Annotated in this window: 11 protein-coding genes; 6 read left to right on the top strand and 5 right to left on the bottom strand. The window is 40.5% G+C overall.

What is annotated here, in order from left to right:
- The first annotated feature begins 97 nt into the window (after positions 1-97).
- Positions 98-868, top strand: a complete 771-nt coding sequence (locus tag QT16_RS03815) for a Rossmann-fold NAD(P)-binding domain-containing protein (RefSeq protein WP_039485902.1) — start codon at positions 98-100, stop codon at positions 866-868.
- Here the strand turns inward: QT16_RS03815 and hutH are convergent.
- From hutH to hutC, 3 genes are all read right to left on the bottom strand, one after another.
- The gene (gene hutH / locus QT16_RS03810; RefSeq protein WP_039485898.1) at positions 865-2,400 is read right to left on the bottom strand and encodes a histidine ammonia-lyase; all 1,536 of its coding nucleotides are present in this window, start codon (positions 2,398-2,400) and stop codon (positions 865-867) included. The two genes, QT16_RS03815 and hutH, sit on opposite strands and share 4 nt — an antisense overlap.
- 2 nt (positions 2,401-2,402) lie before the next feature.
- Positions 2,403-4,076, bottom strand: coding sequence for a urocanate hydratase (gene hutU / locus QT16_RS03805; RefSeq protein WP_039485896.1), 1,674 nt, complete (start codon positions 4,074-4,076; stop codon positions 2,403-2,405).
- A gap of 66 nt (positions 4,077-4,142) precedes the next feature.
- A complete protein-coding gene (gene hutC / locus QT16_RS03800; RefSeq protein ID WP_002959947.1) occupies positions 4,143-4,850 on the bottom strand; it encodes a histidine utilization transcriptional repressor HutC in 708 nt (235 codons plus the stop codon).
- 119 nt (positions 4,851-4,969) lie between these two features.
- Here hutC and hutI point away from each other — a divergent pair, with 119 nt between their 5' ends.
- Together hutI and QT16_RS03790 are read left to right on the top strand one after the other, a co-directional pair.
- The gene (gene hutI, locus QT16_RS03795; protein ID WP_039485892.1) at positions 4,970-6,217 is read left to right on the top strand and encodes an imidazolonepropionase; all 1,248 of its coding nucleotides are present in this window, start codon (positions 4,970-4,972) and stop codon (positions 6,215-6,217) included.
- A gap of 120 nt (positions 6,218-6,337) precedes the next feature.
- A complete protein-coding gene (locus QT16_RS03790; RefSeq protein ID WP_039485886.1) occupies positions 6,338-8,002 on the top strand; it encodes an EAL domain-containing protein in 1,665 nt (554 codons plus the stop codon).
- On the opposite strand, the gene QT16_RS03785 is transcribed toward QT16_RS03790, so the two are convergent.
- Both QT16_RS03785 and rraA read right to left on the bottom strand, forming a co-directional pair.
- The gene (locus QT16_RS03785; protein WP_039485883.1) at positions 7,999-9,048 is read right to left on the bottom strand and encodes a formimidoylglutamase; all 1,050 of its coding nucleotides are present in this window, start codon (positions 9,046-9,048) and stop codon (positions 7,999-8,001) included. The genes QT16_RS03790 and QT16_RS03785 overlap by 4 nt on opposite strands.
- 1 nt (position 9,049) lies before the next feature.
- Positions 9,050-9,547, bottom strand: a complete 498-nt coding sequence (gene rraA / locus QT16_RS03780) for a ribonuclease E activity regulator RraA (RefSeq protein WP_002959955.1) — start codon at positions 9,545-9,547, stop codon at positions 9,050-9,052.
- A 201-nt stretch (positions 9,548-9,748) separates the two neighbouring features.
- On the opposite strand from rraA, the gene QT16_RS03775 reads away from it, so the two are divergent.
- From QT16_RS03775 to QT16_RS03765, 3 genes are all read left to right on the top strand, one after another.
- Positions 9,749-10,288, top strand: a complete 540-nt coding sequence (locus QT16_RS03775) for a phosphatase PAP2 family protein (RefSeq protein WP_024596307.1) — start codon at positions 9,749-9,751, stop codon at positions 10,286-10,288.
- Complete coding sequence (locus QT16_RS03770) at positions 10,285-11,316, top strand: MJ1255/VC2487 family glycosyltransferase (RefSeq protein ID WP_002958362.1); 1,032 nt, start codon at positions 10,285-10,287, stop codon at positions 11,314-11,316. The genes QT16_RS03775 and QT16_RS03770 overlap by 4 nt, the downstream gene beginning before the upstream one ends.
- Before the next feature lie 109 nt (positions 11,317-11,425).
- Positions 11,426-13,306 carry a methyl-accepting chemotaxis protein gene (locus QT16_RS03765; RefSeq protein WP_039485876.1) on the top strand — a complete coding sequence of 627 codons (1,881 nt, stop codon included), beginning with the start codon at positions 11,426-11,428 and terminating at the stop codon, positions 13,304-13,306.
- The last annotated feature ends 15 nt before the right edge of the window (positions 13,307-13,321 follow it).

The raw sequence follows: 13,321 nt of genomic DNA, 5'->3' as shown, positions 1-13,321 counted from the left end.
ATTTATGAAATTATATCTAATCATATCTTACTTAAAATCTCTATAAAGTTAGATAGAAAGAACTAATTATGCGTTTAAAATAAAGGCTTATACAAAAATGACAAATAAAAGTAATAAATTAGTAGTATTAGGTGCAGGCTGGTTAGGACATGCTTTATGCGTAAGTGCACAAAAAGCTGACTGGCAAGTACAAGGAACGCATAGAACAGATATACACGAGTTTGACTTTGAGCGTCAGTTTACACTTGAAGATGGACAATTAAGGCATCAAGTTGATTTACAAGATGCTTATTGGGTATGTGCTATTCCACCCCGTAGCAGACACAGTGAAAGTAATTATCCTGAAACACTCACCGCAGCGCTTAAGCTTTCAAAGGAGCTAAACGCAAAGGGCTTTTTATTGTGCTCATCAACCGGGGTGTACGATCAAGAGCCTGGTGTATATAGCGAAAGTAGCGATATTTCATGCACAAACGAGCGCCAAATAAAGCTTTACGAAGCTGAAGAGCAAGTGCTTGAACAAGATGGCAAAATACTTCGTTTAGCTGGCTTACTAGGGCCTAATAGAGAACCGGGGCGTTTTGTGGCAGGTAAAGAGCTCAATACATCAAGTGAGCAAGTGGTAAATATGGTGCATCAACAAGATGTAATTAATGCTATTTTTGCGGTGATAGAGCACTGGCAAGTAGGGCAAAATATTTATAATGTGGTTAATCCTGCGCACCCCAAAAAAGCTGAATACTACGCTATGAAGTGTCAGCAACATGGTGGTGAAATGCCAACGTTTACAGGAACTGATTCGGCTGAGCGAAAAATATTAGGCTCAGCCATTGAAGCCTTAGGGTTTAGCTATCAGCACGGTATTTAATATGCTGAAGGCAGGGGACTGCTCTCTATAAAGTCGCATAGCTTACCTTCACTTAGTAATGTGTTAGCAGCTTCGATATCGGGAGCAAAGTAGCGGTCTTTATCATAATAACTCACATGCTCGCGTAACAACGCTTTAGCGCTTTGCACTTTATTTGATGGTTCAAGCGGCTTTCTAAATTCTAGCCCTTGAACCGATGCTAACCATTCTATTGCCAAAACACCTTGGGTATTATTGGCCATTTCATCTAAGCGCCTTGCTGCAAAGGTTGCCATAGAAACATGATCTTCTTGATTTGCAGATGTAGGCAAGCTATCGACCGAAGCCGGATGCGCTAATGATTTGTTTTCTGATGCAAGCGCTGCTGCGGTAACTTGGGCAATCATAAATCCTGAATTTACCCCCCCGTTTTCAACTAAAAATGGCGGTAATTTGGATAGGTTTGAATCGATAAGTAATGCAATTCGCCTTTCTGCTAATGCGCCAATTTCGGCAATTGCGATTGCTAAGTTGTCAGCGGCCATAGCAACGGGCTCTGCATGAAAGTTTCCGCCCGATATTATGTCGCCTACATCGGCAAAAACTAGCGGATTGTCGGTTACACCGTTCGACTCGCATAGTAACACTTCTGCAGCTTGGCGTATCTGAGTTAGGCAAGCACCTAGCACTTGAGGTTGGCAGCGAAGGCAATAAGGGTCTTGTACTTTTTCACAATTGACGTGGGAGTTACTAATTTGAGAGTGCGTATCGAGTAGCTCTCTAAATACTTGAGCGGTGTCTATTTGACCACGTTGGCCGCGAATTTCATGAATACGTGCATCAAATGGCGCGCGACTACCCATTGCAGCTTCTATGCTAATTGATCCGATAACGCAGCTTTGTGCATATAAGTTCTCGCTTCTAAATAGGCCTTGTAGTGCAAACGCAGTCGACGCTTGTGTGCCATTTAATAATGCTAAGCCTTCTTTGGCTGCAAGTGTTAGGGGTTCAAGTCCCGCTATTTTTAACCCTTGTGCTGCGCTAATTATTTCTCCTTTATGTCGCATTTGACCTTCAGCTAATAAAGGTAGACACATATGCGCAAGAGGAGCTAAATCTCCCGATGCCCCCACGGAGCCTTTTTTAGGCACGCATGGATATACTTCGCTACTAAGCAGCTGCATAAAAAATTGGATTACTTGCAGGCGAATGCCCGAATAGCCACGTGAAAGTGAGTTTACTTTTAAGGTGATCATTAACCTTACTGTGCTGTCATCCATGTATTCGCCAATACCCGCAGCGTGTGAAAGTACAATGGAGCGCTGTAATAATTCAAGTTCGTCGTCGGCAATTTTGGTATTGGCTAATAATCCAAAGCCGGTGTTAATTCCGTATACAGTGCGGTGTTCATTGATAACGTTTTGAACGGTTTGCGCGCTGGCTGCTATTTGCGACTCGGCATGCTTTGCAAGGCTCAATTTTACCGGTGAATTATTAATTTTTCTTAGTGTGTTTAAATCAAGTGATCCGGGTGTGAGAGTAAGTTCGAACATGATCATTCCTCGTTTAACATAGGTAGGTCTAAATTTTGTTCTTTAGCGCAGTTTTTTGCTATGTCGTATCCGGCATCAGCATGGCGCATTACACCTGTTGCAGGGTCGTTCCACAGTACGCGAGCAATACGCTCTTTAGCTTCATCAGTACCATCGGCAACAATAACTACACCAGAGTGCTGACTAAATCCCATGCCTACACCGCCACCATGATGAAGCGACACCCAAGTAGCGCCACTAGCGGTATTAAGCAGTGCGTTGAGTAATGGCCAATCTGATACTGCATCTGAGCCATCTTTCATGCTCTCTGTTTCGCGGTTAGGGCTGGCAACTGAACCAGAATCGAGGTGATCGCGACCAATAACTATAGGGGCTTTAAGTTCGCCATTTTTAACCATTTCATTAAAGGCCAGTGCAAGGCGTGCTCTATCTTTTAGGCCAACCCAGCAAATACGTGCAGGTAGCCCTTGAAATTGTATGCGTTCCCGCGCCATATCAAGCCAATTATGCAAATGTGCATCATCAGGAATAAGCTCTTTTACTTTAGCGTCGGTTTTATATATATCTTCAGGGTCACCTGATAATGCTACCCATCTAAATGGTCCAATACCTTCACAAAATAAAGGGCGAATATAGGCAGGCACAAATCCAGGAAAATCAAACGCGTTGGTAACACCCTCATCAAACGCCATTTGACGAATATTATTACCGTAATCAGTAGTGGCGGCACCGGCTTTTTGTAGTGCCAGCATAGCTTTAACTTGGACTGCCATTGATTGTTTAGCGGCTTTTACTACGGCTTTTGGATCTTGCTCACGCATTTTTGCTGCGTACTCCATTGTCCAGCCTTGTGGTAAGTAACCATTTAATGGATCGTGAGCAGATGTTTGATCTGTGACTACATCAGGGGTAATGCCTGTTTTAACCAGTGTACTAAATACATCGGCAGCGTTACCTAGTAAACCCACTGAGAGGGCTTTACCTTTTACACATGCATTGGTTATTAATTGCAGTGCGTGTTCAAGATTTGTTGCTTTTACATCAACGTAGCCTGTTTTTATACGAAAATCGATACGGCTTTCATCACATTCAACAACCAGTGCACTAAACCCAGCCATTGTAGCTGCAAGTGGTTGCGCACCGCCCATACCACCAAGACCACCTGTTAATACCCATTTACCACTAGCGCTACCTGCAAAATGTTGCTTTGCCATAGCTACAAAGGTCTCGTAAGTTCCTTGTACTATGCCTTGCGAGCCAATATAGATCCAAGAACCCGCCGTCATTTGCCCGTACATCATTAAGCCTTTTTTATCGAGCTCGTTAAAGTGCTCCCAATTTGCCCAGTGTGGAACAAGATTTGAGTTAGCAATAAGCACGCGAGGAGCATTACTGTGGGTTTTAAATACACCAACGGGTTTTCCTGATTGTACAAGCAGGGTTTCGTCGCTTTCGAGCCTATCGAGGGTTTCTATAATTTTGTCATAACTTGGCCAATCACGAGCTGCTCGGCCAATACCACCATATACAACAAGTGCATGAGGATGCTCTGCAACTTCAGGGTCTAAATTATTCATTAGCATGCGCTTAGCAGCTTCTGTTTGCCAGCTTTTAGCACTTATTTTATCTCCATGAGGTGCACGTATTACGCGACTTGTGTCGAGTCGGTTGTTCATGTTTTGCTCCTGTTGTATATACAAGGTGATTTGTTATAAAAAAAGCGCAGTAAGCGCTATTGTTTGTTATTTTTTAAATGTTAAGTGGCCACCTAAGCGATATTTACTGCCTGGTGATACAAGGCGCGCAAAGCTTACAATGCCTTTAACAGACCAGGTGCGTCGGATCACTTGTAAGCATGGCTCTTCATTATATAAGTTTAACCATTGGCACATTTCGCTGTTTGGCATAATGGCCTCTACGGTATGCCTTGCTTGAGTAAGTGGAGCAACACTAGATAAATATTCATGTGGTGTAAGCATGCTAAAGTCTTGTTGTAAGTAGCCAGTCGCAAGGGCAGGGTTTACAAAACGCTCTTCTAGCTGCAAAGGGCTGTCGTTTTCGTTATGCACAAGTACACTTCGATATACAACACTGTCAACCTCAACACCAAGTGCAATGGCAATAGGTGCGACTGCATTTATTGATTCGAGTATGAGTACGCTACAGGTGTAGTTGCCGTTACGCTCTTTTACTTCATCAGCAATATTTTTTATTTCAAGTAATGATGACTGCGATTTAAATGTAGCTACAAATGTACCTAACCCTTGGCTGCGGGTTAAAATACCTGCCTCGGTTAATTCGCTTAGTGCTCTGCGGGCTGTCATCCTGCTTACACTAAATTGACTACTTAGTTCGTTTTCAGAGGGAACACGTTGGTTTTCTTGCCACGTACCGCTGCGAATTTTATCAACAATGAATTGTTTTATTTGCGCAAATTTAGGTGTCGTCATTAAATTTATGGTTACATTAAAAATAAACTATATAAATAAGATGACACAATTACCTTGTATATACAAGATGGGTTGTTAGACTATATTTTCATCACTCTGGGCGTAAAAAGGGCTGAAAAATGCAAAGCACAACACAAAATTATGAGTTAGAAGAAATCGACTTACTTTTAACTGATGCCAATATTGCCACTATGGATAGCAATATAAATGCCCCTTATGGCGCAATTGAAAATGCTGCTATAGCCATTAAAAATGGTAAAATTGCGTGGATTGGAGAGCAATCAACATTGCCTAGTTTTGATGTGTTTGCAACGCCGACATTGAGTGTAAAAGGGCAGTGGTTAACGCCGGGCTTAATAGATTGCCATACTCACTTAGTATTTGCAGGTTCAAGATCGCAAGAGTTTGAACAGCGTTTGCAAGGCGTAAGCTATGAGCAAATCGCAGCACAAGGCGGTGGCATAGCAAGTACGGTTAAAGCCACAAGAGCAGCCGACCGTGAACAATTGTTTGTTGATGCAAAAGATCGCTTAAATACGTTGTTAAAAGAAGGTGTAACCACCGTTGAAATAAAGTCTGGTTATGGGCTAGATACTGAAAACGAGATAAAAATATTAGAAGTCGCTCGTTTATTAGGTGAACATCACCCTATTGATATTAAAACTACTTTTTTAGGGGCGCATGCTCTACCGCCTGAATACAAAGGCCGTGCTGATGAATATATTGATTTAGTGTGTACTGACATGCTTGATCAGGTAGTGGCTAATAATCTTGCTGATGCAGTCGATGTATTTTGTGAAAATGTAGGGTTTAGTTATTCGCAAACCAAACGTGTTTTCCAGGCGGCTAAAAAGCACAACCTCCCAGTAAAATGCCATGCTGAGCAGCTATCTAATCAACAGGGTTCTCAGCTGGTGGCGCAGTTTAATGGCCTTTCGGCGGATCATATTGAGCATCTAAATGAAGAGGGTGTAAAAGCAATGGCAGACGCTGGGACGGTAGCGGTGTTATTGCCAGGTGCATTTTATTTTTTAAGAGAAACTAAATTCCCACCTATAGAATTACTTAATCAATATAAAGTACCGATAGCTATTGCGAGTGACTTTAATCCTGGTACTTCACCGCTGTGCTCAGTGCACTTGATGATGAACATGGCATGCACATTGTTTAGATTAACACCTGAGCAAGCATTAGCTGGTGTTACTCGAAATGCAGCTAAAGCACTAGGGTTAGACGACCGTGGTATTTTAAAGGTTGGCGCAAGAGCTGATATTGCGCATTGGCAAATAAGTCATCCATCACAATTAAGTTACCAATTTGGCGTAAATAAACTGTTAAATTTATGGATTTTGGGTAGAATTAATTAGTTTGTATTATTTTTGCTCACATATAACTTGGTTTAAACTTTCTTAGCGAATACGGATGCCGTTAATTTGAACATACTAACCGACAGTAATTTCCCAATATTTTTTAGTGGTGCACTATTAATGGCGATGATCGCCACTTTATTTGCTGTTAAAAATACCAGTATTAAATTTAGTTATTTATGCACAGCTGCTGTTGGTTTAGCTATCTTAAGCAGCGGTGCGGCTTGGCTTGCTATTTTACTAGCCTTTGGATTTTGTTTTCACTTATGGCAAGCATTTGAGCGAAATAATTGGAGCATGATAATTACCAGCTCAATGGCTGGTCTTTTATTTGTTGTTCTATTTTCAGCTCATTTATTATTGGAAGTTCCGCTATTTTGGGTTGTGTTAGCAATATTATTATTAGCTATTGTTGGCTTTTTAAATGATGAAAGTGCTGAAATAGAAGTCGTTATAGAGCCAGAACCTGAAGGTGATGCATTTATTGAAGAGTCTCCGCTTTCAGTTTTTGCAGATAGAAAACAGTTACGCCAAGGTTATTATACATGGTGCGACAACAAACAAATAAGCGCAGCGTTAATCGTTATTCGCCTTGAAGGCTTTGAGCAAGTTAACCAGCATATTGGACGCGACTTTGGCGATATACTGTTAGCGCAATCGGCTAATCGAATAAAAGAGCTACTTTCAAGTGACGAAATAGTGACTTTAACTGGGCAAGAAAAGCTAGCCCACTTAGGGGGTCTTAACTTTGCATTTATTTGTAGTTTCGCGAATCAAAAACACTTACATGAATTAGTTATTGACCAAATACTGGGTGCAACGCTTAAGCCATTTAATGTTGCTAACTGCACTGTAGAAGTAAAAGCGAGAGCGAGTTATGTTGATTGTAATGAGCAAGATAACAACTTTGATAATTTAATATCGTACGCATACCTAGCACTCGATAGCCACCCAGATCGCAAGGTTGTGCCTTATCATCAACAAATGATGATTGAATTGCGAGAGCAACAAGCGCGACTAAAAGAATTAGCAAATATTGATTTCTCGAGCGAGTTAGAGCTTTATTTTCAGCCTATTATTTGTAACGAAAACGGTCAAATTGAGTTTTTAGAATTACTACTGCGTTGGCAGCACCCTAAGCAAGGAATTTTATCCGCTAACAGATTTATCGACGACATTAGAATTGCAGGGCTTGGTTATCCACTCGCTAAATTTGTAATAGAGAGAGCCGCTGAGCTTGCAATGGCGCTTAGAATAGAAGGTATTTCTATACCGCTTAGCATTAACGTATTTGGTCCTGAAATGCTTAACGAAGAGTTTATTGAATTTGTTGATGTTGTTTTAAGTGAGCATCACTTGGAAGCTGGCGATTTAATTGTTGAATGCCCTTTGCATATTTTTGCGGGACTAGATGATAAAGGCAGAGGCATGATCGCAAGGCTTAATAACATAGGCTTAAAAGTATGTGTTGATGGACTTGGTGATAACCCGGTACTGCTTTCTAAGTTACCAAGTTTAGCGGTAGAGTATATTAAGGTTTCACCTTCACTTACTGCTGACTTTAGTAATCAAAACAATATACGCAGTTTAGTTAGCGGAATGGTTGAAATGCATAGCCAACAAAAAACAAAAGTGATTTTTGAAGGGGTAGAAACACTTGAGCAACTTAAGTTTGTAAAAAGCTTAAAAGGTTATGCTGCCCAAGGTTATTACTTTGGTCACCCGCTAAGTAGTATCGGTTTAATGAGCTGGCTAAAAGAGTGGCGATTAGTTCAGCAGCGCTAAGTGTTTTCTTTGGCTTGTAGGTAGCTATTCACAAGTGCACTGATCACTTGTCCTACATGGGCAGCTCCTGCCTCAACTCCGTTAGGGTGCTGTCTAGGCGCTGCTTCACATAAATGTAAGTACTTAGAGTGGCGATGGTTTGCTGCTAAATGCACAAAGTGCTCAGTGTCATTCACACTAAATCCGCAACATGTGTACGCACTAACCGGCATGTAAGTAATACTATCTAAATCAACTTCAATACCCAGTGGTAAATCGTTAAAATTACTTAATGCGTTTTCAATTACCTGCGTGAGTGTAATTTTTCGCTTAACTTGTATTGATTGATAGCTATCAAACGTAAAGTTAGCTTCACTCATTGCATCTATAATTGCTTGATTGTTTTTTATCTCATGTAAGCCAATAACGTGGTAATTACTTAGATGTTGCTCGTTATAAGCGTAGCGAAAGCCATTGCCGCTATGGCGACCTTCACATTCTCTAAAGTCGGCATGAGGGTCAAAGTTGATAGCATTAATAGGTGTATTTTTTGACTTACTCAGGGCACGGATAATTCCCAAGCAATTGTTATGACCTCCGCCAATAACGATTGGCTCAAGCCCCGCTTTAAAAATAAGGCTCAATACCGACTCTACGCGTTCATCAAGCTGTTGGCATAAATCTCGTAATTGAGTTAATTGCTGGCCTTGCTGATTATTAAGCTGGTTGCTTTGCGCCATTAAATCATCAGTATTAACTTCACCCAATAAAAGCACTTTTTGAGTGGCAATAAATTGATTGTGAGGTTGGTTTAAAAAGCGTTTTAAAAAAGCTGGCCATGCTTCGTTTGCACCGCCATTTCCTAAGTTTGCTTTTGGGCCGATATCTTCGCAAATACCCAGAAGTACATAGCGGATACCAAATTGAGCAGCGTCAACAAGTGCTTGTTGCAGGTTTACTTGGGTGTCGAGCAAGGCCATTGATTGCCATGCTTTTTTCTCATTTGCGCGGGTAGAGCAAAGTGTTCTAACCGCGCTTTCATCATATACTTTTAAATGGGAGGTCACGTTATACTTCTACAACTTCCAACTCTAATTCTTCTGCAGATAAAACAATGCCTGTGCTATCAGCATAAATAAAGTCGTCATCAAAAAATGATACCCCAGCAAAGTTAACGCCTATAGCATCTTCACCAGCACCTTCGCTGTCGGCTGCAACAGGGATTGAAGCAATTGCTTGAATGCCTAAATCAAGCTCTTCAAGCTCATCAACGTGGCGTACTGCGCCGTAAACAACAATACCATTCCAGTTGTTTTCAAGTGCTAGCTCAGCCAGTTCAATGTCGATTAGTGCGCGACGAGTTGAGCCGCCACCATCAATAAGAAGTACTAGGTCTGTACCATCTTGAGAAAGTAATTCGCGGATGAGTTCATTATTTTCAAAACATTTAACCGTTTTAATGCGGCCACCAAAGCTGTGTCGACCACCAAAGTTGATGAACATAGGCTCTAGCACGTCAACCACGTCAGCAAAGTGGTCGCATAAATCAGAAGTGCTGTAATCCATTATTTTATCCTCAAAAGGTACATTAATTTATATCTCAGTATACCCTCCTTATAAGCAATAACAACGACTTAATCGCAGTAAATTTAGGCAAAACAAGCGCTAAATCATTAATCGCAATAATAGTGTATTAAAAGCGTCACTCAATTGTTATTTACAACACATAAGCTAAATCGGTGTTCATATGTTATGCAATGAGGGATGGTGATGAATAATAATATGCTTAAAAAGGTAACTCAGATAGATGAGCAATTATTTTTAACTTTGTTTAATTGCAATTCACCGAGGTGGTTTAAAACAATGGCCTTTGGTTTGTCTAAAAGCGGTGATGGTGGGCTTTATATATTAATATGCTTAGCAGTGTGGTGGCTTAGTAATAATGAACAGCACCAATTATTGCCTGTCACTATATTAATTGGTTTTGCTATAGAAAGACCTATTTACCTACTAGCTAAAAATAGATTTGCTCGGATCCGTCCATGCGACTGCTTAGTAACAAATGCCTATATAGTACCAAGCGATAAATTTAGTTTACCATCGGGTCACAGTGCAGCTGCCTTTTTAGTGGCAATTATATTAAGCCATTTTTTTCCAGAATATGCATTACTACTATTTAGTTGGGCTACCGGCGTTGCTATGTCTCGTGTGGTATTGGGTGTGCACTTTCCTGCTGATATTATAATAGGCGCAACGATTGGTAGTTTTTGTGGTTTATTTGCGTTAGCACTCGTGGTGCCTGCATGAAAATATTATATGGAGTACAAGGTACCGGTAATGGTCATATAACGCGCGCTCGGGTTATGGCAAGCTGCTTTAATAAGCTCGGTATTGATGTTGATTATGTGTTTTCAGGGCGCGCAAATAAAGATTACTTTGATATGCACGAATTCTCAGATTATAAAGCGTATCGTGGTTTATCGTTTAGCACTGAAAATGGGCAAGTTAAAAATTTAAAAACACTTAAAAACATGCGAATTTGTAAGTTGGTGAGTGATATAAAATCGCTTGAGATAAAACAGTACGATTTTGTACTTAACGACTTTGAGCCTGTTACAGCATGGGCTGCAAAACGGGCAGGTATACCCGTTATTGGCATTAGTCACCAAGCAGCATTTTTGTCAGATAACGTACCTATGTTTGGTCGTGGCGTCCTGAGAAAATCGCTTATCAAGCATTATGCACCAGCGACTACCTACTTAGGCGTGCACTGGCAACCATTTGCAAATAATATAATACCGCCTTTTATTGCTCATCATAATCACGACAACCCTGTAGCCGTAATGAACAAGGTATTGGTATATTTACCTTTCGAAAACTTAGATAGCGTTGTTGATTATTTAAAAGACTTTCCCGAAAAAGAATTTTATTGCTATCACCCAAATGCCAGCAATCAGTCTTTTGGACACATACATTTACGAGCCCCTTCACGTTCTGGCTTTTTAAACGACTTAGCAAACACAAGTGGCGTTATTGGTAATGCGGGATTTGAGCTTGCCAGTGAAGCGCTTAAGTTAGGTAAAAAGTTACTATTAAAGCCTTTAGATGGTCAGTTTGAGCAAGCAGCAAATGCACAAACTTTATTTGCCATGGGCATGGCGCATGTTATGAACTATTTAAACCCACAAGCCCTTGATGATTGGAATAGCGCGCCGCAAAACAAGCAAATAAATTACCCCAGCGACCCCGCGCCTTTAATTGATTGGTTGGTTAAACAACAATGGAATAACACACAATCGTTACATAAAGGTTTGTGGGATAGTGTCGCCTTATAGCCATCATATTTAAACTGTTTAAAATTACCAATAATAAAAAGTTAAATTAATTAGTCGCTTTTGATCTATTAGCTATAATAAAAATGCATATTTAAAAAAGGCGTTAGCGATGAATTTTTTACAAAACTTAACAATCAAACGACGTTTACAATTAAACGCAGTCGTTGTTGGTTTAGCAATGGTGGTCCTTTTATGCGTGATTATTTTTGAATCACGTACAACCCTGAGCTTAAACAAGACTATTCAATTAGCAGAAGAGCTCAACGTACATGCATTAGCATTGCGTAAACATGAAAAAAACTTTTTGTTTTATAAACAAGAAGACGCGTTAACTGCATTTGAAACGGATTTTGAGCAGTTAAGTGATAAAGTAAAAAAGTTACAACAGTTAATGGCTAACCAAGGTATTGCACAGGGGCAAGTTCAGCGCTTTGAGCAACTAATAAATAGCTATAATAATGATTTTAATACTGTTGTTAAGCTTCAAAAAGAGATTGGTTTAACCCCGACCGACGGGTTATATGGCAAGCTTAGAAGCTCGGTTCATGAAGTTGAGCAACTATTAAAAGAGCAGCAAAATTACCAACTGCTGTCGTCAATGCTGCAACTAAGACGCTCAGAAAAAGATTTCATGCTGAGATTTGATATTAAGTACCTAGGGCGTTTTAATGAGGGAATTAATACATTTAAGCAGCAGATAGCTGCAGCACAGCTGCCAAGCGACTATAAAGCACAAATTAATCCTATGATTGATATATACCAAAGCGAATTTCAAACACTTGTGCAGGCGCAAACTAAGCTAGGGCTAGATCTTGAGTCAGGCGCACTTGGAGTAATGCGTGACAGTGTAGATAAAAGCGACGCCATTGTTTCTAAAATCGTTAAAGACACTAAGTTACAAGTAGAACAAAGTGTAGAGCAGGCTCAATTTTTAGCTATTTTGGTATTTGTGATTGCTGGTGTGATTGTATTAGCACTCGTTTATTTTACAAGCCACTCCATTATCGTACCTATTGAGCGGGTTTATCACACCATTAACGACATTCGTCGTAATAATGATTTGAGCGTGATGATAGAGCAAACTGGTAAAGACGAAATTACCACCATGACGGTCGACTTTAATAGCTTAATAGGCGATTTTAAGAACTTAATTAACGAAGTTAATGGTGCTTTAAACACGCTTAATGTAGCAACAGAGCATTTATCAGAAAGTACCGCAGCAACAAGCTCTGGTATGCAAGAGCAACTACATGAAGCCGACATGGTTGCAACTGCAGCCACCGAAATGCAGGCGACGATTCAGGATATTTCACATAATACTGAAGCGGCTGCGAAAAAAGCAGAGTCAACAAATTTAAGTGCACAACAAGGGCGTAGTGAAGTAGATTCTACCGTTAAGCACATTAGGGCCCTATCTGATTCGCTGGGGAATGCATCAAATGTAGTGTCGCAACTTGAAAAAGATGGTGAAACAATTGGTTCAGTGCTTGATGTAATTCGAGCGATTGCAGATCAAACAAATTTACTTGCACTTAATGCGGCAATAGAAGCGGCCCGTGCTGGTGAGTATGGTCGTGGTTTTGCTGTTGTTGCAGATGAGGTTCGTTCATTAGCAAAGCGTACTCAAGAGTCTACAAGTGAGATTGAAGGTATTATAAGTACCTTACAGCAGCGTACTCAAGAAGTGGTGAGTATTATGCACAAATGTCGCTCTCAAGGTGATGAAAGTGCCTCACAAGCAATTAAAGCAGGTGAGCTATTAGGCGCAATTACAGAAGATGTACAAACAATAATGGAAATGAGCTCTCAAATAGCAGTTGCTATTGATGAGCAAAGCCAAGTGGCATCAGAGGTTAATAAAAATGTAGTAAGAATTCGCGATATTGCACAAGACGCAACTGAACATGCCGCTAACAATGCGCAAACAAGTGAAGAAGTCTCTGAGCAGGCTCGCGTTCTGTTCTCTGCAATTGATAAATTTAAGGTTTAATAACGCTTAATAGAA

This window comes from Pseudoalteromonas distincta, assembly GCF_000814675.1.
Lineage (GTDB): Bacteria > Pseudomonadota > Gammaproteobacteria > Enterobacterales > Alteromonadaceae > Pseudoalteromonas > Pseudoalteromonas distincta.
This window is presented reverse-complemented; position numbering and strand designations above follow the sequence as displayed.

Bases quoted from the DNA above. Each gene is read 5' to 3' on its own strand.
- QT16_RS03815 (WP_039485902.1), top strand. From the start codon at position 98: ATGACAAATAAAAGTAATAAATTAGTAGTATTAGGTGCAGGCTGGTTA.
- hutH (WP_039485898.1), bottom strand. From the start codon at position 2,400: ATGTTCGAACTTACTCTCACACCCGGATCACTTGATTTAAACACACTA.
- hutU (WP_039485896.1), bottom strand. From the start codon at position 4,076: ATGAACAACCGACTCGACACAAGTCGCGTAATACGTGCACCTCATGGA.
- hutC (WP_002959947.1), bottom strand. From the start codon at position 4,850: ATGACGACACCTAAATTTGCGCAAATAAAACAATTCATTGTTGATAAA.
- hutI (WP_039485892.1), top strand. From the start codon at position 4,970: ATGCAAAGCACAACACAAAATTATGAGTTAGAAGAAATCGACTTACTT.
- QT16_RS03790 (WP_039485886.1), top strand. From the start codon at position 6,338: ATGGCGATGATCGCCACTTTATTTGCTGTTAAAAATACCAGTATTAAA.
- rraA (WP_002959955.1), bottom strand. From the start codon at position 9,547: ATGGATTACAGCACTTCTGATTTATGCGACCACTTTGCTGACGTGGTT.
- QT16_RS03770 (WP_002958362.1), top strand. From the start codon at position 10,285: ATGAAAATATTATATGGAGTACAAGGTACCGGTAATGGTCATATAACG.
- QT16_RS03765 (WP_039485876.1), top strand. From the start codon at position 11,426: ATGAATTTTTTACAAAACTTAACAATCAAACGACGTTTACAATTAAAC.